The sequence below is a fragment of the Bradyrhizobium sp. NAS96.2 genome, from assembly GCF_001908235.1.
Classification (GTDB): Bacteria; Pseudomonadota; Alphaproteobacteria; order Rhizobiales; family Xanthobacteraceae; genus Bradyrhizobium.
In genome coordinates this window covers 56,195-80,323 of sequence record NZ_LGHK01000037.1, presented here as the reverse complement: position 1 = coordinate 80,323, position 24,129 = coordinate 56,195, and the positions used below count along the sequence as shown (strand labels likewise).

23 protein-coding genes are annotated in these 24,129 nt (G+C 63.6%); 11 read left to right on the top strand and 12 right to left on the bottom strand.

The features are described 5' to 3' along the window. On the top strand, positions 1-283 hold a 283-nt coding region (locus tag AC628_RS10305; protein WP_143201529.1), incomplete at its 5' end, for a BA14K family protein. A 53-nt stretch (positions 284-336) separates the two neighbouring features. On the opposite strand, the gene AC628_RS10300 is transcribed toward AC628_RS10305, so the two are convergent. Continuing rightward, the gene (locus tag AC628_RS10300; RefSeq protein ID WP_074126725.1) at positions 337-1,233 is read right to left on the bottom strand and encodes a DMT family transporter; all 897 of its coding nucleotides are present in this window, start codon (positions 1,231-1,233) and stop codon (positions 337-339) included. 174 nt (positions 1,234-1,407) lie between these two features. Between AC628_RS10300 and AC628_RS10295 the strand changes: the two genes are divergently transcribed. Continuing rightward, positions 1,408-1,812, top strand: coding sequence for a response regulator (locus AC628_RS10295; protein WP_074126724.1), 405 nt, complete (start codon positions 1,408-1,410; stop codon positions 1,810-1,812). A 19-nt stretch (positions 1,813-1,831) separates the two neighbouring features. Beyond that, positions 1,832-4,069 (top strand): CHASE3 domain-containing protein, encoded by a 2,238-nt coding sequence (locus AC628_RS10290; protein WP_074126723.1) that lies wholly within the window; start codon positions 1,832-1,834, stop codon positions 4,067-4,069. A 108-nt stretch (positions 4,070-4,177) separates the two neighbouring features. Here the strand turns inward: AC628_RS10290 and AC628_RS10285 are convergent, their stop codons facing one another. Further along, on the bottom strand, positions 4,178-5,071 hold the full coding sequence (locus AC628_RS10285) for a DMT family transporter (protein ID WP_074126722.1): 894 nt from the start codon (positions 5,069-5,071) through the stop codon (positions 4,178-4,180). Positions 5,072-5,899: 828 nt separating this feature from the next. On the opposite strand from AC628_RS10285, the gene AC628_RS10280 reads away from it, so the two are divergent. The 3 genes from AC628_RS10280 (at position 5,900) to AC628_RS42745 (ending at position 11,703) form a co-directional block, all read left to right on the top strand. Beyond that, the gene (locus AC628_RS10280) at positions 5,900-9,679 is read left to right on the top strand and encodes a vitamin B12-dependent ribonucleotide reductase (protein WP_074126721.1); all 3,780 of its coding nucleotides are present in this window, start codon (positions 5,900-5,902) and stop codon (positions 9,677-9,679) included. A 211-nt stretch (positions 9,680-9,890) separates the two neighbouring features. Continuing rightward, positions 9,891-11,033, top strand: coding sequence for a DUF262 domain-containing protein (locus AC628_RS10275; protein WP_083632754.1), 1,143 nt, complete (start codon positions 9,891-9,893; stop codon positions 11,031-11,033). Position 11,034: 1 nt separating this feature from the next. Next, on the top strand, positions 11,035-11,703 hold the full coding sequence (locus AC628_RS42745) for an MAE_28990/MAE_18760 family HEPN-like nuclease (protein ID WP_143201528.1): 669 nt from the start codon (positions 11,035-11,037) through the stop codon (positions 11,701-11,703). 145 nt (positions 11,704-11,848) lie between these two features. On the opposite strand, the gene AC628_RS10265 is transcribed toward AC628_RS42745, so the two are convergent. The 4 genes from AC628_RS10265 to AC628_RS10250 form a co-directional block, all read right to left on the bottom strand. Next, on the bottom strand, positions 11,849-12,151 hold the full coding sequence (locus AC628_RS10265) for a lysozyme inhibitor LprI family protein (RefSeq protein ID WP_245321121.1): 303 nt from the start codon (positions 12,149-12,151) through the stop codon (positions 11,849-11,851). Between the two features lie 398 nt (positions 12,152-12,549). Further along, on the bottom strand, positions 12,550-12,939 hold the full coding sequence (gene panD / locus AC628_RS10260; protein ID WP_074126742.1) for an aspartate 1-decarboxylase: 390 nt from the start codon (positions 12,937-12,939) through the stop codon (positions 12,550-12,552). Positions 12,940-13,345: 406 nt separating this feature from the next. Next, complete coding sequence (locus AC628_RS10255) at positions 13,346-13,618, bottom strand: DUF2312 domain-containing protein (RefSeq protein ID WP_074126719.1); 273 nt, start codon at positions 13,616-13,618, stop codon at positions 13,346-13,348. A 191-nt stretch (positions 13,619-13,809) separates the two neighbouring features. Then, a complete protein-coding gene (locus AC628_RS10250) occupies positions 13,810-14,934 on the bottom strand; it encodes a metallophosphoesterase (RefSeq protein WP_074126741.1) in 1,125 nt (374 codons plus the stop codon). A 490-nt stretch (positions 14,935-15,424) separates the two neighbouring features. On the opposite strand from AC628_RS10250, the gene AC628_RS10245 reads away from it, so the two are divergent. From AC628_RS10245 to AC628_RS10235, 3 genes are all read left to right on the top strand, one after another. Then, positions 15,425-16,240 (top strand): alkaline phytoceramidase, encoded by an 816-nt coding sequence (locus tag AC628_RS10245; RefSeq protein WP_143201527.1) that lies wholly within the window; start codon positions 15,425-15,427, stop codon positions 16,238-16,240. Between the two features lie 390 nt (positions 16,241-16,630). After that, positions 16,631-17,620, top strand: coding sequence for an LLM class flavin-dependent oxidoreductase (locus AC628_RS10240; protein WP_074126717.1), 990 nt, complete (start codon positions 16,631-16,633; stop codon positions 17,618-17,620). A gap of 75 nt (positions 17,621-17,695) precedes the next feature. Further along, positions 17,696-18,046 carry a zinc ribbon domain-containing protein YjdM gene (locus tag AC628_RS10235; protein WP_074126716.1) on the top strand — a complete coding sequence of 117 codons (351 nt, stop codon included), beginning with the start codon at positions 17,696-17,698 and terminating at the stop codon, positions 18,044-18,046. 31 nt (positions 18,047-18,077) lie between these two features. Here AC628_RS10235 and AC628_RS10230 read toward each other — a convergent pair whose 3' ends face one another. From AC628_RS10230 to AC628_RS10205, 6 genes are all read right to left on the bottom strand, one after another. Further along, entirely contained in the window at positions 18,078-18,374 is a 297-nt protein-coding gene (locus tag AC628_RS10230) for a putative quinol monooxygenase (RefSeq protein WP_074126715.1), read from the bottom strand. A 27-nt stretch (positions 18,375-18,401) separates the two neighbouring features. After that, positions 18,402-19,685 (bottom strand): cystathionine gamma-synthase family protein, encoded by a 1,284-nt coding sequence (locus AC628_RS10225; RefSeq protein WP_074126714.1) that lies wholly within the window; start codon positions 19,683-19,685, stop codon positions 18,402-18,404. 185 nt (positions 19,686-19,870) lie between these two features. Beyond that, a complete protein-coding gene (locus AC628_RS10220; protein WP_074126713.1) occupies positions 19,871-20,131 on the bottom strand; it encodes a PepSY domain-containing protein in 261 nt (86 codons plus the stop codon). Between the two features lie 130 nt (positions 20,132-20,261). Beyond that, positions 20,262-20,993, bottom strand: coding sequence for an ROK family protein (locus AC628_RS10215; protein WP_074126712.1), 732 nt, complete (start codon positions 20,991-20,993; stop codon positions 20,262-20,264). A 565-nt stretch (positions 20,994-21,558) separates the two neighbouring features. Then, entirely contained in the window at positions 21,559-22,221 is a 663-nt protein-coding gene (locus AC628_RS10210; RefSeq protein ID WP_074126711.1) for an FMN-binding negative transcriptional regulator, read from the bottom strand. A gap of 85 nt (positions 22,222-22,306) precedes the next feature. Further along, the gene (locus tag AC628_RS10205) at positions 22,307-22,552 is read right to left on the bottom strand and encodes a hypothetical protein (protein ID WP_074126710.1); all 246 of its coding nucleotides are present in this window, start codon (positions 22,550-22,552) and stop codon (positions 22,307-22,309) included. 507 nt (positions 22,553-23,059) lie between these two features. Here AC628_RS10205 and AC628_RS43870 point away from each other — a divergent pair. Continuing rightward, a complete protein-coding gene (locus AC628_RS43870; protein ID WP_016840760.1) occupies positions 23,060-23,233 on the top strand; it encodes a hypothetical protein in 174 nt (57 codons plus the stop codon). 10 nt (positions 23,234-23,243) lie between these two features. Further along, on the top strand, positions 23,244-24,116 hold the full coding sequence (gene pdxY, locus AC628_RS10200) for a pyridoxal kinase PdxY (RefSeq protein WP_074126709.1): 873 nt from the start codon (positions 23,244-23,246) through the stop codon (positions 24,114-24,116). Positions 24,117-24,129 lie beyond the last annotated feature (13 nt).

Sequence of the window (24,129 nt, the reverse complement as noted above, 5' to 3'; positions counted from 1 at the left end):
CGGAGGCTGGCACGGCGGCTATCACCGTGGCGGCGGCTTCTGGCCGGGCGCGGTTGCCGGTGCAGTCGTCGGCGGAGCCCTCGCTTCGGGCGCCTATTACGGCTATGGCCCCGGATACGGGTACTATGACGACAGCTACGGCTATTACGACGACAGCGCGCCTGTCGCCGTGGAGGCCGCGCCGGGCGGCGACGCGAGCTACTGCGCGCAGCGCTACCGGTCCTACGATCCGGCCTCGGGCACCTATCTCGGCTTTGACGGCCTGCGGCACCCCTGCCCGTAATCACGGCCTGAAATTGCTAAATTGGCGAAGGGCGGCGGCAACGCCGCCCTTTTTCATGTCCGCAACGCCACCGCGACGGCTGCGAATGTCACAACCAGCGCCGCGATGTCGCTCGCGCTGAGCGGCTCGCGCAGCATGGCCGCTGCGGCCAGCACGCCGACCACGGGCACCAACAGCGTGCCGATCGACGCGGTCGCCGCCGGCAGCCGCTCGAGCGCCGCGAACCAGCAGACATAGCAAAGACAGAACTGGATCAGCGTCATGTAGATCATCGACGCCCAGCCGAACTGCGACAGCGCGGCGAGCTGCGGCTGCTCGATCAGGACGCCGGCGATCGCGATCGGCACGCAGCCGATCGCAAGCTGCCAGGCCGCGAGCGACAGCGGCGGCATTGCAAGCTTGAAAAATTTGGTCAGCACCGTGCCGAGCCCGACGCAAAGCGCGCCTGCAAGCGCGAACAGAATGCCCGGCAACTTGCCGAGGCTGGCGTCGATCCCGCCGCCGCCGATCAGCGCGGCGATCCCGGCGAGCGCGACCGCAAGCGCGAGCGCACGCGGCAGCGACACGTGCTCGCCAAGCACCGGCCAGGCCACCAGCGCGACCCACACCGGGATCGATATGCCGAGCACGGCCGCTTCGCTGGCGCGCAGCCAGATCAGCGCCAGGCCCATCGAGGCGACCCAGCCGCCGATCGACAGCGTTGATACCAGGGCAAGCCGCAACCCCATGCCATCAGGGACGCGCAGCGTCTGCCCCCGCGCGAGCGCCACCAGAGCGAGCCCGAGCGCGCCGACCACGCCGCAGAGCCCGCGCGACGACAACGGCGGCCACTCCGTGAGGAGGAATTTCATGATCGGGAAATTGAGGCCCCAGCCGATCGAGGCGACGACCAGGAATCCGAGGCCGAGCGGTGACAGCGGCGCGCGGCCGGCGACGGGAACTGCGGTCATGGACCTGTCGTAATGTGGGCGGACAAATACAAGTGATGGTATCAGGGCTAGCTGGAAATCTGCTTGTCAGCAAACAGCATATGCATTCTATGATACAGACTTTCCATCCAGGTTCCGCCTTAATTGACGGACGGGCCAAGCGAGGCACGCGAGGCCGCAGCAAGAGGATGCATCGTGCCGAGCGTTCTCGTGGTCGATGACGACCCGATGGTGTGCGTTGCCATCGAGGTGTGTTTGCAGCGCCAGGGCTTCGACGTCACCGTCGCGGACGGCGGCGAAGCGGGTATGCGCGCGCTGGACCAGGCCACGTTCGATGTCATGCTGGTCGACGTCTTCATGCCGCATATGCGCGGTTTCGAGGCGATCCGCATGTTCCACGAGCGCGCCCCCGAGATTCCGGTCATCGCGATGTCGGGCTATGCCTTCGCCAATGCCGACCGCGCGCCGGACTTCCTGCGGATGACGATCGAGCTCGGGGCGTCCGCCTGCCTGCGCAAGCCGTTTACCCCGCAGGCGCTGGTTGCCGCCGTTAACGAATGTCTTGCGAAGTCTGCTCCTTCCGCTCGTCTTTCGAAATAATTGCTCGTACTAATCGTCGATGGCTTCCCAGCGTCTCATCCTCGGCAGTGGCCTTGCGATCCTCCTCGTCATCAGCGCGGCGTCGATCGGGCTCGACGTCAAGTCGCGCAGCGAGATTGATTCGGTCGATCGCACGCTCCGAATCCTGAAATGCATTTCCGATGCGCGTCCGCTGCCGCGGGGCGTCGAGAGCGCGGCGCGCGGCTTCGCGCTGACGGGCGATACATCCTTCGCCGACGAGTTCCGCGAGCAGAGCGTCGCCCTCACCGCCGCCTTCGACGAGCTGACGAACGCGGTGAAGTCGGCGCCCGAGGAAGCGCGGCTGATCGCGGGTACCAGGGGACAGGTCGATCGCGCCATCGCGCTCGGCGCCGAGCTGATCAGGTTGCGCACGGCGGGCGACACGGCCGGCGCCGCGGCGCTGATCTCCGCCGACGAGAGCCGTTCGCTGATGGACAAGGTCGGGACCGCGCTCGATCGCCTGGTCACCGAAGAGCGCCGCCTGCTCGGGATTCGCACCGACCAATCCAAGACCAATGGGCGGCTGCTGCTGGCCATCGACCTCGCGGGCGTCGCGATGATCCTGCTGCTCGCGGTCGCGCTGACGGTGACGGCCCGGCGCGCCAGCCGCGAACTGCAAGGCGCGCTCAGCGCGACCAAGGCGACCAATCTGTCGCTCGAGGGCAAGGTGGCCGAGCGCACCAAGGATCTCGGCGCCGCGCTCGAAGGGCTGCGCCGTTCGACCTCGGTCATGGAGACCACCTTCCGCAGCATGGCGGAAGCGGTGCTTGTGATCGACACCGAAGGCATCGTGCTGCTGTCGAACCCGGCCGCCGAGAAGGTGCTGCGCTACAAGCCGGGCATGACGGTCCGGCAGCTGCGCGCCATGAGCAACGTGTTCCAGTCCGACGGCGTCACACCGATGCAGGCCGACGACATGCCCTCGGCCAGGGCGCTGCGCGGCGAGGAATTCGACGGTCTGGAATTCATCGCCAAGCCGATCCGGGGCACCGCCGCGATGCACCTCGTGGTGTCGGGCCGGCCGCTGCGTGACGGCGACGACGCCGTCACCGGCGCGGCGCTGATCTATCACGACATCACCGCCTCGCGCGAAACCGAGCACAAGCTGCAACAGGCGCAGAAGCTCGACGCCATCGGCAAGCTGACCGGCGGCGTCGCGCACGACTTCAACAACATGCTGACGGTCATCACCGGCACCACCGAGACGCTGGTCGACAGCCTGCGCAGCCAGCCGAAGCTTGCGCAGACCGCCGAGCTGATCGACCGCGCCGCCGAGCGATGCCGCGAGCTGATCCAGCATCTGCTCGCCTTCGCCCGCCGCCAGCCGCTGGAGCCGCGCACCGTCGACATCAACGGCACCGTGGTCGATATCGCAAAACTGCTGCGGCCGACGCTCGGCGAACAGATCGAGATCAGTTCGGTGCTGGCATCGGATGTCGCCAGCGTCCATATCGATCCGTCGCAGCTTGCCAACTCGCTGCTCAACATGGCGATCAACGCCCGCGACGCGATGCCGAACGGCGGCAAGCTGTTGTTCGAGACCAGCAACATCGTGCTCGACGATGCCTATGCGGCTGTTAATCCCGACATCACGCCGGGCCGCTACGTGCTGCTCGCGGTCAGCGACACCGGCACCGGCATGTCGCACGCCGTGCAGGACAAGGTGTTCGAGCCGTTCTTCACCACCAAGGAGGTCGGCAAGGGCTCCGGTCTCGGCATGAGCATGGTGTACGGCTTCGTCAAGCAGTCCGGCGGCCACATCAAGATCTACAGCGAGGAAGGCCACGGCACCACGATCAAGCTTTATCTGCCCCCTGCCCGCGGCCAGGTCGAGGTCGAAGCGCCCGCGCCGGAGCCGCCGCGGCGCGGCAGCGAAGTCATCCTGGTGGTGGAAGACGACCAGCTGGTGCGCAACTACGTCGTCACGCAGCTCGGCAGTCTCGGCTACAAGACCATCGCCGTGCCCGATGCCCGCGCCGCGCTGGCGCTGGTCGACAAGGGCGAGAAGTTCGACCTGTTGTTCACCGACGTCATCATGCCGGGCGGCATGAACGGCCGCCAGCTTGCCGACGAAGTGAGAAAACGGCGGCCCGGCATCAAGGTGCTCTACACCTCGGGCTATACCGAGAACGCGATCGTGCATCATGGCCGCCTCGATCAAGGCGTGCTGCTCTTGGCAAAGCCCTACCGCAAGGCCCAGCTCGCCAGCATGCTGCAGCAGGCGCTCGGCGAGTGATGTGACTCTTATCTCGATGGTCCGCTAGCGCCATGGTCCGCTAGCGCCGGATGACGGGGTTAGAATCATCCTGGCGCTAACCACCGCATAATTCGGAGCGAGATGCACCTACCGCGTCGCCAGCGCGACGCCGGCGAGCGTGAACAGCAGCGCCGTGATCTGGATCGGCCCGAGCGGCTCGTGCAGCGCGACCGCGGAGGCGATTACGCCGATGACCGGCACCGCCATGGTCCCGATCGCCGCCACCGAGGCCGGCAACCGCGCCAGCGCAGCAAACCATGCGACATAGGCGACGCAGAACTGGATCAGCGTCGAATAAACCAGGAGCCACCAGCCCACCGTCGTGATGCGGTCGATATGCGTGGTCTCGATCAGGAAACCGACGATCGCGATCGGCACGCAGCCGAGACCGATCTGCCAGGCCGCGGCCGGGATCGGCGGCATCACCAGCGGATATTTCTTCGCCAGCACCGTGCCGAGCGCAAAGCCGAAGGCGCCGCCGAGCGCCATGATGATTCCCGGCAGTTTCTCCTCGCTCGCGGAAACCCCGTTGCCGCCCATGATCGCGGCGAGCCCCGCGAACGCCATCACAAGCGCGATCGTCCGCAGCAGCGTCGGCCGCTCGCCGAGCACCGGCCAGGCCAAGAGCGAGGCCCACACCGGCATGGTGTAGGCGATCAGCGCGGTCTCGCTCGCCGGCAGCCAGAGCAGCGCCAGCCCCATCAGCACCATCCAGCCGGTGACGTTGAGCGCCGCATACAGCACGAGGCGCGGCCACAGCTTCGCCTCGACATGCAGGCTCTGGGAACGGATCAGCGCCAGCACGGCCAGCAGCACCGCGCCGATCACCCCGGTGGTGCCGCGCAGGGTCAGCGGCGGCAGCTCGCTGAGCAGGAATTTTGTGGACGGCCAGTTGAACCCCCAGCCCACCGAGGTGATGGCGAGGAACATCAGGCCGGCGGGCGCAAGGCGCGGCCGCGCATGAGGCTTCTTATCTGTCATGGAACCCGGCAAGGGGACGAAATGGGTATGAAAAGGATGTGAGTCGGCCGCAGCTTGCCCGCGATTTTGTCGCCCCACCATCACGCCTCTGACATGCCTGATCCGTAGTTTGCCCGTAGGCCTACGTGAGTCCCAAAAATTCAATCCGGGACGGCGAATAAAAACTTCGCCTGTGAACAGCGGGGCGAAACTCCAATCCACAGGCGCTAGGAATTTTTTTGGCTTGGGAATCCCCGAGGACTCACCGATAGTTGGCTCGATCACAGGCGCGGCACCGCCCCCTGTTATCCCCCTCCTTCCACCATATTTAGTGTTTGATTCAGAAACTCGTACTAGTCCTTGACGGGCGTGACGGACATGGCCTAGCTTTCAACCTGTTCGGCGCGAGTGTGTTTGGGTCCCCGCCGGTCGCTCCCACAAGGGTTCCAAAATGACCACTCCGCCAGGCCTTCGGGCCGCGGGTGAAGGGCTTGTCTGCCCTGATTTTGGGCCGCCGTCGGGATCGACAAACGGGCCGAGAAGGACCCGGAAACAGAGGCCGTAACCGGCCCGCAAAGAAGCGTACGCGTGACGTGTCGCGTGAAGCGTTTTGGGGCGTTGAATGCATGACCGGAGGACCCGACCAGTCGGGCACCCCCCAGGGAACGTGCCGCCGCAGGGCCGGGCCAAACCGGCGCCGAGCGGACGAGAGAACAGGCCGGATCCACCGGCTGAGCTGCGGATGACGGGAGGCGTGCCCACGCGTGTTCCGAAGTCCGCGAACAGATAACATTCCGGCAACCTGCGGGGAAACGTGGGACCGGGCAGAAGAAGTGACGGGGCTCGACCATGCGAATCGAACGACGCAACACCACCAGCGGACAATCCCCCTACGCCGGGATCAATTTCCGCCTGACCACCTCAGAGATCCGCAATCCGGACGGCTCGGTCGTGTTCCGCGCCGAGAACGTCGAGGTTCCGGAGTTCTGGTCGCAGGTCGCCTCCGACGTGCTGGCGCAGAAGTATTTCCGCAAAGCCGGCGTCGCCGCGCGCCTGAAGAAGGTCGAGGAAGAGACCGTGCCGTCCTGGCTGTGGCGTTCGGTGCCGGACACCGAGGCCTTGGCGTCGCTGCCCGAGAACGAGCGCATCGTCGGTGAGACCAGCGCAAAACAGGTGTTCGATCGCCTCGCCGGCTGCTGGACCTATTGGGGCTGGAAGGGCGGCTACTTCTCCACGGAAGAAGATGCCCTCGCCTTCTTCGATGAGCTGCGTTTCCAACTGGCGAAGCAGATGGTCGCGCCGAACTCGCCGCAGTGGTTCAACACCGGCCTGCACTGGGCCTACGGCGTCGATGGTCCCGGCCAGGGCCACTATTACGTCGACTGGAAGACCGGCAAGCTGACCAAGTCGAAGTCGGCCTATGAGCATCCGCAGCCGCATGCCTGCTTCATCCAGGGCGTCGGCGACGACCTCGTCAACGAGGGCGGCATCATGGATCTCTGGGTGCGCGAGGCGCGCCTGTTCAAGTATGGATCCGGCACCGGCTCCAACTTCTCGAGCCTGCGCGGCGAAGGCGAAAAGCTGTCCGGCGGCGGCCGCTCAAGCGGCCTGATGAGCTTCCTCAAGATCGGCGACCGTGCCGCGGGCGCGATCAAGTCGGGCGGCACCACCCGCCGCGCCGCCAAGATGGTCGTGGTCGATGCCGATCACCCCGATATCGAGACCTATATCGACTGGAAGGTGAAGGAGGAGCAGAAGGTCGCCGCGCTCGTTACCGGCTCCAAGATCAACCAGAAGCACCTCAAGGCCGTGATGAAGGCCTGCGTCAACTGCGAGGGTTCTGGCGACGACTGCTTCGATCCCGAGAAGAACCCTGCCCTGCGTCGCGAGATCAAGCTCGCGCGCCGCGCGCTGGTGCCCGACAACTACATCAAGCGGGTCATCCAGTTTGCCAAGCAAGGCTATAAGGAGATTTCGTTCGACACCTACGACACCGACTGGGATTCGGAGGCGTACCTGACCGTCTCCGGCCAGAACTCCAACAACTCGGTGTCGCTGAAGGATGACTTCCTCCGCGCGGTCGAGACCGACGGTGACTGGAATCTGGTCGGCCGCACCACGAAGAAGGTGACCAAGACTCTCAAGGCCCGCGACCTCTGGGAGAAGATCGGCTACGCCGCCTGGGCCTCCGCCGATCCCGGCCTGCACTTCAACACCACGATGAACGACTGGCACACCTGCAAGGCGTCCGGCGACATCCGCGCCTCCAATCCGTGCTCGGAATACATGTTCCTGGACGACACGGCGTGCAACCTCGCCTCGGCCAATTTGCTGACGTTCTACAGCACCACCACCAAGCGGTTCGACATCGAATCCTACGAGCATCTCTGCCGGCTCTGGACCATCGTGCTCGAAATCTCCGTGATGATGGCCCAGTTCCCGTCGAAGGCGATCGCCGAGCTGTCCTACGAGTTCCGCACGCTCGGCCTCGGTTTTGCAAATATCGGCGGCCTGCTGATGACCATGGGCCTGCCTTATGACAGCAAGGAAGGCCGTGCGCTGTGCGGCGCGCTGACCGCCGTGATGACCGGCATCTCCTACAAGACTTCGGCGGAGATGGCGGCCGAGCTCGGCACCTTCCCCGGCTACAAGAAGAACGCCGCGCACATGCTGCGCGTGATCCGCAACCACCGCCGCGCCGCCCACGGCAACGCGACTGGCTATGAAGCGCTCTCGGTCAACCCGGTGCCGCTCGATCACGCCTCCTGCCCGCAGGCCGACATCGTCGCGCACGCCAAGCTGGCGTGGGACGACGCGCTGGCGCTCGGCGAAGTGAACGGCTACCGCAACGCCCAGACCACGGTCGTGGCGCCGACCGGCACCATCGGCCTCGTGATGGATTGCGACACCACCGGCATCGAGCCCGACTTCGCGCTGGTGAAGTTCAAGAAGCTCGCCGGCGGCGGCTACTTCAAGATCATCAACCAGGCGGTGCCGTCAGCGCTGCGCGCGCTCGGCTATCGCGAGAGCGAGATCGCAGAGATCGAGGCCTACGCCGTCGGCCACGGCTCGCTGTCGAATGCGCCGGGCATCAACGCCTCGACGCTGAAGGCAAAAGGCTTCACCGACGAAGCCATCGCCAAGGTGGAAAAGGCGCTGCCGACCGCGTTCGACATCAAGTTCGCCTTCAACAAGTGGACCTTCGGCGAAGACTTCATCCGCGACCAGCTCGGCATCGGCGCGGAAGCGATCGCAGCCCCCGGCTTCGACCTGCTCCAGGCCGTCGGCTTCACCAAGCGTGAGATCGAGGCCGCCAACGTCCACATCTGCGGCGCGATGACCGTCGAGGGCGCCCCGCATTTGAAGGCCGAGCACTATCCCGTGTTCGACTGCGCCAACCCCTGCGGCAAGATCGGCAAGCGCTATCTCTCGGTCGAGAGCCACATCCGGATGATGGCGGCCTCGCAGCCGTTCATCTCCGGCGCGATCTCCAAGACCATCAACATGCCGAACGACGCCACGGTGGAGGACTGCAAGTCCGCCTACCTGCTGTCGTGGAAGCTGGCGCTGAAGGCCAACGCTCTCTACCGCGACGGCTCAAAGCTGTCGCAGCCGCTCAACTCGCAGCTCATCTCCGACGATGAGGACGAGGACGATGCGGTGGAGGCGCTCTACGAGAAGCCGATGGCCGCGCGTGCCGCCCAGGTCTCGGAGAAGATCGTCGAGAAGCTGGTCGAGCGCATCGTCGTGATGCGCGAGCGCGAGAAGATGCCGGATCGCCGCAAGGGTTACACCCAGAAGGCGGTTGTCGGCGGCCACAAGGTGTACTTGCGCACCGGCGAATATGACGACGGAAGGCTCGGCGAGATCTTCATCGACATGCACAAGGAAGGCGCGGCGCTGCGCTCCTTCATCAACAATTTTGCGATCGCAGTATCCCTGGGTCTGCAATACGGCGTGCCGCTGGAAGAGTATGTCGACGCCTTCACCTTCACCCGCTTCGAGCCCGCGGGTCCGGTGCAGGGCAACGACTCGATCAAGTACGCGACCTCGATCCTCGACTATGTCTTCCGCGAGCTCGCGGTGAGCTACATGGCGCGCTTCGACCTCGCCCATGTCGATCCGAACGAAAGTGGCTTCGACGCGCTCGGCAAGGGCGTCGAGGAAGGCAAGGAGCCGGATGAGGCCCCCGCCCAGCACCAGGCGACAAAATACCTGTCGAAGGGCCTGACCCGGTCGCGCACCGACAACCTCGTCGTCATGCGCGGCGGCTCGACCGCAGTCACCGGCAACGCCGACAACGCCCCCGCCGGCGGCAGCCGCGTCACCGCACTCGCCTCCCACGGCGCAACCGCCCGCGGCGCCTCCGACACCGTCGAAGGCGCGGTCGCCCTGAAGCAGGAAGTCAGCCACGACCTCTCGCCCACCGAGAAGCTCGAGGCCCTGCAACAGTGGAGCAAGCCCGGCACCGCCGCAGCCGTCGCACCCAGCAAGGCCGAGCGCCGTGCGGAGGCGAAAGCCAAGGGCTACGAAGGCGAGATGTGCTCGGAGTGCGGCAACTTCACGCTGGTGCGGAATGGCACGTGTATGAAGTGCGATACTTGCGGAAGCACGACGGGGTGTTCGTAACCACCGAAATGTTGCCACCTATTGGGAAGCCCGCTGTCCTTCGGTCAGCGGGCTTCTATTTGAGGACGAGAAACGTCTTACTTGCAATCAAGCCAGTTCATGAATATTTCCAGAGACCCTCAGGGATATCCGGCTTACGCTTTTGCGCTCGCCGTGAAGCCCAAGCTTTCCAAGCCGGCGCAAATGGTAAGACAAACATTCGAGTAGTCTAATGGGCAAGAATCCTGAAGAAGGCTCCGAGACGAAGCCCGAGGCGATCGTCGACACCGATCGCCAAAACCGGCTTCTGGCGGATATCGATGCAAAGATCGGAGAGGTGCGAACCGATGCAATCGATCTGAGCTTCGGTGAGATCATAAACCTCAAACGTAGTGACGAGATCAAAATTGATCCGGACTATCAGCGACTTTTCCGCTGGTCTGAGCAGCAAAAATCGAGGCTGGTTGAATCCGTTCTGCTGCGTCTCCCGATCCCTCCAATATTTTTCATCGAGAACGAGGATGGGCGGTACGAATTGATCGATGGGCTTCAGCGGGTTAGCTCGATAGCTCAATTCATAGATAGCGAGATCGTCGATAAGCCGCCGCTCATCCTTGACGGATGCGATATCGTACCGAATCTAAACGGGCTTTCGTTTGCCGATCTGCCTCTCACGCTTCGCCTTCAGTTGAAGCGATCTGGCGTCCGAGCCTTAGTAATCAAACGCCAAAGCAAAGATTTTCTCCGCTACGAGATGTTCAAGCGGCTCAACACTGGCGGCTCCGAACTAAGCGAGCAAGAACTTCGGAATTGCTCTGCTCGCATTTTCGGCGAGAAGGGTATCGCCTTCTACGAATTCCTGATCAAAATGTCGAAGCTTCCGGCGTTCGCCGCATTGACGGAGACGCTCGCCGAGGTGGATCAAGAGAAGCGCGGCCGCGAAGAGCTTGCTTTGAGGTTCTTCGCGGCAAAAGAAGGTACTGAATACTACCATGGCAATGTAGCTGAGTGGCTCAACAGCTACATGGAGGCAGTGTTACTGGAGCAAAAAGCGTTTGATTATGAGCAGCAAGAGGTCATCTTCAAGCGTGTGTTTGGTGCCGTATCTCGGGTCGCCGGAGAAGGTGCGTTTTGCAAATACAAGAATGGACAACCCATCGGAGGGCTCGCGCCCGCCTATTATGAAGCCGTTGTATGCGCTTTTGAAAGGCAACTAGAGAAGGTTGAGACGGCCAACTCCGCAGCGCTCAACGCAGCTCTCATTGCTGCGCGGGAATCTGAAAGCTTTAAGAGCAACGTGGGTACCGGAGCCAACAAGAGGTCTAAGCTAATTGGCCGGATAAGCGTGCTGGAGGAAGCCATCAAGAGCGTTTGACATGGCTTCTAGGCAGCTATTGGAAACAATCGATGATGAGTTGCGGTGGCGCGAAACCGAGTTAGCCGTTGCGAAAATTCATCTACATCGGTCTCTCGTAGAGAGGTCGTCATTTAGCTATTCGTATCGGTCATTTATTGTCTTGACCTATGCGCACTTCGAAGCGTTCACAAAGCGCGTAATTGCCCAAGCCATGCAGGATATTTTTGATTCTGGGGTGAGTTGGTCACAATGTCAAAAGTCGATTCAAGTCAACTTGTTCGCTAATCGATTGCGCTCCACATTAGCAACTTTGTCTAATGAGGGGATCGTAGAACGAGGGAGCGCCACGGCTTGTCTCATCGACGATCTTCCGCCGCCAGATCTCGATATAGTGCTAGATTGCGCGAATATGAATGTAGCAAATTTCAACTGGGCAGTGGAGTGTATCGGCCTCGATCCCGGAAGATACGCGGCTTCGAGACGAGACATTGGTCGACTTACAACCATGCGACACGACTGCGCCCACGGCGAAGCTCTCACGCTTGACAGAACAAAGACTGAAGGCGAGCTTGCAGAAGACCTTTTCGTACTTCAAAGCCGGATCATCGTCTTAATGCATGCTGTAGCTGTCGATGTCATCGATCACATTAGCGCCTCGAGTTTCAAGCGACCCCTGCTTAGTGCCTAGCAAGCGTAGGGCGGATTAGCCGAAGGCGTAATCCGCCGCTTCGCTAGCAACAGTCGCGCCGGGTTACGCTTCCGCCTTCGCTCCATTAGCTACGGTGGATAAGTCGCTAGTCCGCCCTGCTCGCTGACGATCAAGATCGTACCGCCTACCGCGAGGCGTGGGCGCGCTTTTCGAGAAGCAGTGTGCGGTCGGCGATGTCCTTCAATTCGAACGCCTGGGAGTCGAGGAATGCGACGGACCCGTTGTTGGGGTCCGCGGCGAGGCGATGGGTTTCGCTGAGGTGATGCTTCAGCCAGGCCCGCTGCTCCCCGAGCAATTGCGCGTGGGCCTCGCCCTTCGACCCGGCGAGAAGGGCTTGATAGGCGGTGTTGAGCCTCGTGTCCCACTTGTCGATTTCGGCCTTGCCGCAATCGAGCATCTTGGTCGACACCCCTTCGGCCTTGTCCATGCACGCATCATACTCGGCGCTTTGCTGCGCGCGGACCGATAAAGTCCCGAGCACGAGCATAGAAGCAACAATGACAAGCCTTCGCGAAAGCATCACCACGTCCAGATCACCTTGCCTGCGTCTTTCGACAACCATCGCCGCACAAAAGCGTCCGAAATGAGATCAAAGGATTGATGCACTGGCTATATGGCGGGGGCTGCTCGGCAAGCGTAGGGCGGATGAGCACTTCTCCTTCCGCGTCATTGCGAGGAGCGGCAGCGACGAAGCAATCCATCTATCCGCGTTTGCGGCCCAATGGATTGCTTCGCTTCGCTCGCAATGACGGCTGGCAGAAAGAGCGACACGGCGGACAAGTCGCCGACCCGCCCGGCGCAACTAAACGACGCGGCGAGCTCGGCCTACGCCTCCACCAACGCGGCAGCGGACGAAATCCCGCCCGCCTCAATCCGCCGGTTGTTCTCGTCAACGATGACCACACGCGGACGAAACCGGCGCGCTTCCTCGGCGTCGAAGCCGGCATAGGCCACGATGATGACCTTGTCGCCCGCCAGCGCCAGGCGCGCGGCGGCGCCATTGAGGCCAATGGTGCCGGAGCCCGCTTGCGCCTCGATCACATAGGTCGAGAACCGCGCGCCGGTGTCGATGTTGTAGATGTCGACGCGTTCGTTGATCAGGAAGCCGGCGGCCTCGATCAGGTTGCGGTCGATCGAGATCGAGCCCTCGTAGTGCAAGTCCGCTTCGGTGACACGCGCGCGATGAATCTTGCCCTTCATCAAAGTCACTTGCATCGAGGCCATCCCGTATCGTTGCATCGGAATTTTCCGCGCTCGCCAATAAGGATCGCGCGGCTCGCGGTCAATACGCGTCGCGCGGAAGGCGCATCGCGGTGTTTCCGTGGCGTCGATAGGTTTATTCTGAGATCGCCGATCGGTTTGGACGGATTATGTGGCTGTCGCCGCGCTGCTGAAATAATCGCGCTGCAATTCGCCTTTCAGGGAGCATGACATTATCTTGCCATTGACTGGCCAGCAGTAGGCGTAGGGCGGATTAGCCGAAGGCGTAATCCGCCGTTTCGCTGGCAACATCGCGGCGGGTTACGCTTCCGCCTTCGCTCAATGAGCTACGGCGGACAAGTCGCTAACCCGCCCTACTCGCTGGCTGCTTTTGGAAGCGCACGACGCGCCTCCGCAGACCTCACGCCGCTTTCGCGGTGTTGTCTTCTGACGGCGCGGTCTCCATCGCGCGCATGTAGAGGTCGAGCAGGCTCTCACGCTCGTCGCGCTCGTCCTGGTCCTGCTTGCGCAGCTTGATGATCTCCTTGAGGATCTTCACGTCGAAACCGTCGCCCTTCGCCTCGGAGAAGACTTCCTTCTTCTGCTCGCTGAGTTCCTGGATTTCGGTGTCAAGGTTCTCGATCCGCTCGACGAAGGAACGAATTTTTCCGCCGGGAATGGTGATGTCGGACATGGTGCCTCCTGCTGAATGAGGTCGTGAAAATGAGAGCAAAGAGATGACCAATGTCTTAACCGTGCGGTCGTCGCGGCGTCGGTATTGTAGGATGGGTGGAGCGAAGCGATACCCATCAATCTCGTACGCGGAACGATGATGGGTTTCGCTGCGCTCTACCCATCCTACGAATCGCATGCGCAACAAATCACTCAGCCCTCGTCCGCCACACGCAACGTGATCCGCGTCAGTTCGGACGGCCGGCCGAGCCGCAAGGCGAAGCCCGGCCAGAGCGCGGTGCCGTTGTTGACGTAGAGCGTCATCCCGTCGACGTCGTAGCGGCCCGAGACGAAGCCGGCATTGGCGCGCGCGGCCAGGCGGTCGATGCCCAGGATCAATCCGCCATGGGTGTGGCCGGAGAGTTGCAGGGCGACGCCGAGCCGTGCGGCGTTTCGGGCGTCGCTCGGCTGGTGGTCGAGCAGGATGATTGGCGCGCCTTTGGGGGCGCCGTCGAGAACCGCGGCAAGGTCGCGGATCGAATGCCCCCGGTGGCGCGACGCGCGGTCGGTAATCCCCGCGATCACCAGGCGACCGCCGCCGCGTTCGAGCGTGATGTGCCTGTCCTCGAGCGAGCGCAGGCCCAACGCTTCGTAGTGCGCCATCCAGCCGTCATAGCCGAAGATATATTCGTGATTGCCCGAGATCACGTAGACGCCGTCGGCGGCCATCAGGTCGCGCAGCGGTGCGATGTCGCTCCGCCGCGCCTCGATGGTGCCGTCGATCAGATCGCCGGTGATCGCGATCAGGTCGGCGCCGAGCTTGTTCGATCGCGCGACGACCTCGCGCGCCCATGGCGCGGGAAACAGCCGGCTGATGTGAAGATCGGTCAGTTGCAGGATGGTGTAGCCGTCGAACTGCCGCGGAAGTCCGCGGATGGCGACTTCGATATCGTTCAGCGGCGGAATGCGCATCGCCTGATGGACACCGATCGCGGCGGCGATGGCCGCTACGCCAGCAAGTGCGTAGCGGACGCCGTCAGGCGCGCCGACGATGCCGCCGTGGATCACCGCGGCAACGATCAGCCCGGCATCGAGCGCCAGTTGCAGCAGCGCCAGCAGCATGATCGCACCGAACGCCCAGTTGAACAGCGCGACCACCGGACGCGGAAACTCCGGCGAGAATTCCGACCCCGACGACAGTCTGTTCCAGCGGTGAAACTGCAAGGCGACCAGCACCAGCAACGCTGCGACGATCTTTGCCGGGAGCGGCCAGTCGAGCGGCCAGATGAAGCGGGCCAGGATCAAGAGGCTGGTCAGGCCGAAGATGAGTTGGGGAATGGGTCGCTCCGGATCGGATCGGTTACGGGTGCGGTTGGCGCTCCGCGAAGGTAGGGTGGATCGGCCGCAGGCGTAAGCCGCTTTCATCAGCACATTTTCGGCAAGTCACGCATCGCCGAGACGCCCCGCGCGCCCTGAGCCGCGACGTGAGCCAACAAAGCGCGATGAGATTGGGTTGAATCGGCTTGGCGCGCTCGGTTCACCTCTCCCCATTGGGGAGAGGTCGGATTGCACTTGGCGATGCGAAGCATCGTCCAATGCAATCCGGGTGAGGGCTCTTGCTCTCTCGATAGGCCGCAACCCCTCACCCGATTTGCTGCGCAAATCAATCTCTCCCAAGGGAGAGGTGAAGTTTCGACGCCGTTGCAGCTCAACTGGAACTCTCGAGGCGCCTCCCTCATCGTCGGCTGCTCACTCCAAAATTCAACTTGAACATTGCTCAATCTTCTAGTCTATTATTGAACAACGTTCATTTTTGTTGGAGCCGACGATGCAAACGACCTTCCCGATGGACGGATTGACCGGGTCCGAGCGGCCCGTGAAACCGTGGCTGAAAGTCACCCCGGCGATCATCACGATCGGCATCATTGCGGCATTCGCGGTGCATGGACGCATCGCGCAGCCGGCCCACTACAACGATTTCGCCGACAACTCGGCTGTGTCGGGCATCCCCCACGCAGGCGACGTGCTTTCTAACGCAGGCTTCGCCCTGGTCGCGATCTGGGGCTGGCTGGCGCTCTGGCCCCACCGCGACAGCGATCAGTTCCGCGCCGCATGGTCGGGCTATCGGCTGTTCCTGATCGGGCTGTTGCTGACCGCGTTCGGCTCCGCCTACTTTCACCTCGCCCCCGGCAACGGCCGGCTGACCTGGGACATGCTGCCGATCGCGCTCGCCGGCGCAGGCCTGCTGGTCGGTGTCCGCGGCGCGCAGGGCGGATCAAAGGCGAACATCGAAGCGATCGGTCTCGGGCTCTACGCCGCAGCCAGCGTCGCGTGGTGGGTCTATACAGATCGGCATGGTGCGGGCGACCTGCGGCCGTATCTGCTGCTGCAGGTGCTCCCGCTGGTCCTGATCCCGCTCTGGCAGTCGATCCATCGCGCGCCGCGCACTGAGCGCATTGCGTTCGCGGTCGCGATGGGGCTGTACGTCCTGGCCAAGCTCGCCGAGGTGCTCGACCATCCAATCGCGAACACGCTCGGCTTCGTCAGCGGACACACCTTGAAGCATCTGATCGCAACGGCAGCCACCGCGGCGATCGTCTGGGGCGTGACGCGACGCTTCGCCGGCGATGGCCGGCGAACGTAACGCGGGGTGATGCGTAGGATGGGTGGAGCGCAGCGATACCCATCGCTTGCTGGCCAAGGTCACAAATGATGGGTTTCGCTTCCGCCTTCGCTCGTCGAGCTACGGCGGGCAAGTCGCGCTACCCATCCGACGCCAACTTCACAATTTCGGAATAATGGAAAAATACCGCTGATTTGCCCGACGCGTCAAGTCGCTTTTCCGAGTGCCGCCGGCAACCGCTCCTTTGCATGGGGTTGTTTTCGATATTTTGGGGCGCGTAGTTCGGCGGATTGACCCACACGCGAACCGTATCCATATGCAACTGCATGAACCGGCTGCCCCGCCGTTTCGCCCCCACCTGGACACAGCCAAATACCTCCGGCTCCCCGTCCCTAACGCTCCGGAGCCGCCGTGGCCGCCCTCTCCATCCTCGACCTCGTCCGCGTCACCGAAGAGACCGATGCGCGCGGCGCGCTGTACAATGCGCGCGATGTCGCCCGCCATGCCGAGGCGCTCGGCTATCGCCGCATCTGGGTGGCGGAGCACCACAACATGGCGGGGATCGCGAGCGCCGCGACGTCGGTCGTGATCGGGCATATCGCGGCGGGCACCAACACTATCCGGGTCGGCGCCGGCGGCATTATGCTGCCGAACCACGCGCCGTATGTCATCGCCGAGCAATTCGGCACGCTGGCGCGGCTGTTTCCGGATCGGATCGACCTCGGGCTCGGCCGCGCGCCGGGCACCGATCAGCTGACGCTGCGCGCGCTCCGCCGCACGCCCGAGTCAGCCGAGAACTTTCCGCAGGACGTGCTCGAGGTGCAGGCCTTCCTCGCCGCCGCCGGTCCCAACCAGCGCATCCAGGCGGTGCCGGCCGCGGGCACCGACGTGCCGCTGTGGATTCTCGGCTCGAGCAACTTTGGCGCGATGCTGGCCGGCGAGCTCGGCCTGCCCTACGCTTTCGCCTCGCACTTCGCCCCCGAGCTGCTGCTCCAGGCGCTGCAGATCTATCGCGCCCGATTCAAGCCGTCGGAGCAGCTCGCGCAGCCCTACACCATGGTCGGCGTCAACATCATCGCCGCCGACACCGACGCGGAAGCGCGGCGGCTTGCGACCACGCAGCAGATGTCGTTCACCAACATCTTCCGCGGCGCGCGCGGCCTCAGCCAGCCGCCGATCGACGACATCGAGACCTACTGGTCGCCACAGGAGAAAGTCCAGGCGATGCGGATGCTGGAGCGCTCCATCGTCGGCTCGCCCGAGACGGTGCGCGCCGGCATCGATGCGCTGGTCGCCGAGACCGGCGCCGACGAATTGATGATCGTGTCCGACGTCTACGATCACCAGAAGCGGCTGCGCTCGTTCGAGCTGATCGCGAAAGCCGGCGGGATCACGCCGTAAATCGGTGGATTTTCCCTTGCGTTACCCGTCCGGGACCCTACGGTGCGCCGGTCACGATGGAGATGATGTCGAGCAATGGACGCCGCAATGAACTGCCCGAAATGCAATTCCGAGCATGCCTATCAGGATGGCGCGCTCTGGGTTTGCCCGGAATGCGCCCATGAATGGAGCGCGGAGGCGACTGCAACTGCCGCGACCTCGCAGGATGCGGGTGTGCGCGATGCGCATGGCAATCCGCTGACCGACGGCGACAGTGTCATCGTCATCAAGGACCTCAAGGTCAAGGGCTCGTCGTCGGTCGTCAAGGGCGGCACCAAGGTCAGGAACATCCGTCTCACCGAAGGCAGCGACGGACACAACATCGCCTGCAAGATCGACGGCATCGGCGCCATGAACCTGAAGTCCGAGTTCGTCAAGAAAGCCTAGCACGCACCGAGCGCACCAGCCGACCGCCCGCCTATTTGCTCGCGATCTCGCTCGCCGAGACCAAGATCACATCGCCATCGAGGATCGGCTTCGCCACCTCAAAGAACCGCGCCACGGCCGGCGAATTGTTGTGCCGGTCCATGGCGGCCTGGTCGACGTATCGCTCATAGGTCGCGAACACGCAAGCGTCGGCGGCATCCTGCGAGACGTGATAGCCGACGGTCGACGGCTCGTTGGCCCGGACATGCGCGACGACGTCGAGCAATGCCTGCCGCATCGTGGCCTCGTGACCTTTCTTGGCGCGGATGACCGCCGTGATCGTCAACATGCCGCTTCTCCTGCCCTACGCCTTCACTCACACCCGGCTCAACGCCTGCGCGATGTCCGCCACGAGATCGGACGGATGCTCGATCCCGATCGAGAGCCGGATCGTCGTATCGAGCACGCCGATCTTCTTCCTGATCTCCGCCGGCACGCCGGAATGCGTCATCGTCGCCGGCAGGCTCGCAAGCGACTCGGTGCCGCCGAGGCTCACCGCGAGCTTGAAGATCTGCAGGCTGTTGAGGAATCTTTCGGCGGCCTCTTGCCCGCCGACGATATCGAACGAGAACGTCGAGCCGGCGCCACTGCTCTGGCTGGCGAACACGCGGCCCGCCGGCGAGGCCGCGTCGTGATGGCCGAGATAATGCACCGTCGCCACCTTGGGATGGTCGCGCAGATAGTCGGCGACGATCAGCGCATTGCGGTCGGCCTTTTCCATGCGCAGGCTCAGCGTCTCCAGCGAACGGCTGATCATCCAGCAGGAATGCGGATCGAGCTGGGTGCCGATCGCGCCGCGCAGCGCCTTGACGTCCTTCATCAGCCTCTTGGAGCCGAGCGCCGCGCCCGCGATCAGGTCGGAATGGCCGCCGACATATTTGGTCAGCGAGTACAGCGACAGATCGGCGCCGTGCTCGATCGGGCGCTGAAACACCGGCCCGAGCAGCGTGTTGTCGCAGGCGATGATCGGGGTAAAGCCCTGCGCCTTGCCGATCATGTCGGCGACGCGCCTGGTCAGCGCGATATCGACCAGGCCGTTGGTCGGATTGGCCGGCGTCTCGATGAAGATCATCGCGACGCGGCCCTTCTTCATCGCTTCGTCGGCGGCGGCGCGCACGATGCTTTCGTCGAGGCCGTCGGCAAAGCCCACGGCGCCAATCGAGAACGCCGCCAGCGTTTTGGTGAACAGCGTCTCGGTGCCGCCATAGAGCGGCTGCGAATGCAGGATCACGTCGCCGGGCCGCGCGAAGGCGAGCACCGTGGTCGAGATCGCCGACATGCCGGAGGAGAACAGCGCACAGCTCTCGGTGCGCTCATAGATCGCAAGCCGGTCTTCCACGATCTCGCTGTTCGGATGATTGAAGCGCGAATAGACCAGCCCCGCCCCCATGCCTTCCGGAGGCTCGCGCCGGCCCGCGACGAAATCGAAGAAGTCCTTGCCGTCCTCGGCGGTCCGGAACACGAAGGTCGAGGTCAGGAATACCGGAGGCTTGACGGCGCCCTCCGACAATTGCGGATCGTAGCCGTAGTTCAGCATCTGGGTTTCCGGATGCAGCAGATGGTTGCCGATATGGGTTTTGGACGGAAACGGTTTTGTCATGGCCGGTCTCCTGTTCGCGAGACCGCCGCGCCGGCGGCGATCCCCGAAAATGATGCGACCAGCATACCCCAGCTTTGTGCCATTCTGCCAAAGCACGGCATCACGCAGTTCTGGATAACGAACGGCCGGCGTGCGCCCTGCGCCGCCGGCCGTCCGGAAATCTCACGCCGCGGTGAAGACGCGGGCTACCAGCCGCGATCCACGTTGCGCACCTCGCCGGTTCGCGCGTCGACATCGACCTGCATCCAGCGGCCGAGCCGGTCACGGCCCTCGACCTCCCACTCGTCGCCGAGGAACTGGGTGTTGGATACCGTCACGATGCCGATGCTGGTCGCGACGTCGAGGGCCGCCTCCATCGAGATCTGGCTGCCGGAATCATAGGCCATCGCCGGCGTCGCTGCGCCGATCGCAAGGGCCGCAATAGCGGGAATAATGAAGCTTCGCATCAGTCACTCCTCATGGAACGGGATGTCATGTCGCATAAAACGAGCGGCAGACCCGATCAGTTCCAGGAACAGCAACGACGGAACAGCACGAAACTTCGGCAGTCCCGGCAATTTGGTGCCAGTTCCAGTTTCATCGACGCGTGCTCGCCTTGCGCGCTGCCTTCTTCCACATCCGGAAACCACCCTCGAATGCGTTGGCGTTGTCGCCGAACCTCACCTTGGGCGGCGGGTTGTCGACCTTGTCGGCATTGCCGCCGCCGAGCACGATGTAATCGGGCTCCAATGCAGCCGACAGCCGCGCGATGACGTCGTCGACGCTCTTACGCCATTTCTTCCGGCCGCGCCGCTCGAGGCCGGCGGCGCCGACATAGTCCTCGAATGTCGCGCCCTTCCGGTAGGGCAAATGACCGAGCTCCATCGGCTCATACACGCCCGCCACGATCATCGCGGAGCCGAGCCCGGTGCCGAGGCCGAGAAACAGCATCCGCCCGCCCTGATAGCTGCCGATCGCCTGCATCAGCGCATCGTTGACGACCTTCACCGGCCGGCCGAACGCGCGGTCAAAATCGAATCCGGCCCAGCCGCGGCCGAGATTGTGCGGCTCGGCCAGCGGACGGTTGTGAACCACCGGACCGGGATAGCCGATCGAGATCACATCATAAGACCAGTCCCGGGTCAGCGCCTTGACCTGCCGCACCATCTCGGTGGCGGACAGAGTTGGACCTGACTCGAATTCGCGTTTGATGCGCTCCCTGTCGGTCATCACCTTCACATGCGTGCCGCCGATGTCGATCGCCAGCACCGTCCGCCGCGACGCGGGCCTTTTTGCTTTCTTGCTCGCCTTCTTTGTCTTGCCGGCCATCGATCCGCTCGCTCATGTGCGCTCCGAGTGGAGCAGAGAAACGTCCTGCGCGCTACAACCGCGTTCTCTGTCTGATTCCAATTTGTTCGCGAAGAACGAATCGGAATCAAGGAAATCGGCGCGACTCAGGCGTTAACAATGTGCGTGCACGGACGGCATCCGAGCGATCGATGTTGTGCCATGGTGGGATTATTGCGCTCACTGCGCAATGTCGCCGCGCCGTCCAGGCCATCCGGCATGTGCCGACTTCCCGGATCGAGCGCAAGGCAGCACCATCGTCGCGTTCTGCGTTCGACTCCATTTCGTTCGCAGAGAACGAATCGGAATCGAAAAATCGGCGCGAAGCGATTCTTAACAACACGTTTGCGCGGATCGAGCGAGGCACCTGCATGTCGCTTTTGTTGACCCGCGCACCATGCTCCGCGCATCGCGAACCGTTCCCTATTCGACTCCATTCTGTTCGCAAAGAACGAATCGGAATCGGACAAACCAGCGAGGCGCAATCCTTAACAACACGTTTGCTATTTCGATGCTGAGGAACGCCGCGGCGAATTCGCCGCAAGCGTCATCCGCCATTGTCGGCAAGATGCGACTTCGCATACGCAAGCTCCGGCCGCAGCGCGCGCATCTTCTCCGCGAGCCTGTGGCTTGCCGTCTCCTCCGCGCACGCGAGGCGGTTGACGAGCGCGACATAGTCAGCATCGCTCTTGTGCTGATTGAGTTTCGACTGCCCTTCGATCTCGTCGACGACGAGATCGATCACCCTGATCGACGCCAGCATCTGTTCACGCTTGCCGGGCTCCATCTGCGTGAGGTCCCAGGGCTGCTTCGGCAGCCGCGCCTCGGAGACCGCGAGCAGCGCGTCGCCGTGGCCGCGGTTGTCGTCGAGCGCGCGCAGATGCGCGACGCCGGACAGATGCACCGCCTCGTAGAGCCAGGTCGAGACGTTGTCGCGCGAAACGTACCAGTCGTTCGAGATGTAGGCGTCGTCACCCAAGACGATCAGCAGGAAGCGCCGCGTGCCATCGGCGAGCTCGACCAGCGGATTCTTCGCGGTGAGATGGAGCTGCACGATCACGCGATCGTCGCGCCGTATGATCACGAAGGGAACATGGGACGCTCGCGGGCCGCGCGCATCGGCGGCGACGATGGCGCCGAAGCCGCGCGCCGCCGCAAAGTCCAGCGCGTGGTCGTCCTCGATGCGAAACTGGGGGCGGAGGACGTGCATGGCGGCGGCGCTCGCGGCTGGAGGGAGACGACCCAGCGAAGCTAGCGCAACTTTTGCCGGAGATCACCGCCATGCACCGTCCGGCTCAGCAGATCATGGCGTTGTCGCCGTGGTCGCAGACGCCGCCGGGCTGGTCGCGCGGGAGCGTTTCGAACTCGCCGAAGCGCGGCGCCACCAGGCGCGGCGGCCCACCGCCCCCGCGGCCGGTGGCCGCGGCATGTCCCTTTGCGAATGCGGATGGGCCAGCCGCATGGACCTCGCGCGCCATGGCCGATGCCGTCAGCATGACGAGCGCAACCAGCCCCGCCTCGACGCACTTGATCGTGGTCATCGAGCTTCTCCTGTCGAATTCAACAGGATCGGACCATCGCGCCGGCCTGTTGAAGCATTTTCGCTGTAACCATGACGGGCGGCACCATCAGATTATTCCACTGCGACCCAGCCAAATTTCGTGTCCTACCGCTCCGTTCGACACATTCGGTTGATAGGAGCGTGAATGTCCGGTGCCTGCAGGATGGGTGGGGCGCAGCTATAGCCATCCGCATGCGCGGGTGATGACACTGCCTGTTTGACATCTCGAAGCGGGAACCGTCCACCGCCGTCGTCCTGGCGAAAGCCAGGACCCATTACCCCAAATCTCAATTGTTGCGCGACGCCGGTGCGACAGCGCGTTTCAACAATGTAGCCCTGTGATTATCGGTCCCTGCTTTCTCGCAGGGACGACGGTGCGGAGGGAGGCTCACTTCGATCTCAGCAGCGGTGTTCGGCCCGTTGAACTGGCGGCACACGGCGGGTTACGCTGTCGTCAATCTCCCGCCCTCCCGCTGGAAGGATCACCATGAACGGCAATCGGTATTACGGCGTCCGCGTCGAGGGTGCGAAATACGGCGTGGGGTTCGGCTCGGCGCTGGCGATTGCGATCTCCTACACCAAGAACCATTCGATCCTGTGGGCGATCATCCACGGTATCCTGGGCTGGCTCTACGTGATCTACGCCGCGCTGTTCGGGTGATGCGCACACCATGACCGTCATCTCGATCCAATCACAGGTCGCCTGGGGCCATGTCGGCAACAGCGCCGCCACCTTTCCGATCCAGCTGCACGGCATCGACGTCGTCGCCGTGCCGACCACGCTGCTCAGCAACCGGCCGGGCTATCCGACCATTCGGGGCCGGGTGCTCGACGTGCAGTTGGTCGCCGACCTCCTGCAAGGCGTCGAGGAGCGCGGCGCGGTCGAGAGCGCCCGGATGATCCTGTCGGGCTATCTCGGCTCGGCCGATATCGGCTTTGATGTCGCCGACTTCGTCGCCCGCGCGAAAGCGGCGAACCCGGCCCTGCTCTATTGCTGCGATCCGGTGCTCGGCGACCGCGACCGCGGCATGTTCGTGCGGCCGGACATCCCCCCGCTGGTGCGCGACCAGCTCTGTCCGCTCGCCGACATCATCACGCCCAACCATTTCGAGTTCGAGTTCCTCTGCGGCGCCCGCGTGACGACGATCGATGACGTCGTCGCGCGGGCTCGCGCGCTGATGGCGCGAGGCCCCGCGACCATCGTCATCACCAGCGCCGAGCTTGCCGGCACGCCCGAGGCCGAGATCGAGACGCTGGCAATCGAGCGCGCAGCATCCGACGGCATTCGCGCCTGGCGTGTCCGCACCCCGCGGGTGCCGATCAGCCCGTCCGGCACCGGCGACCTGTTCGCAGGGCTGTTCGCGGCCGCGCGCGTGCGCGGCCTGGCGACGCCGGACGCGCTCAGCCACGCCGCGTCAGGCATCCACGGCGTGCTGGTGCGCACGGCGGAAAGAGGAACCGAGGAAATGCGCATCGTCGAAAGCGCTGGCGTGATGCTGGATCCGAAGCCGCGCTTCGCGGCGGTCGCGATCCCTGCATCCTGACATCCGGGACACG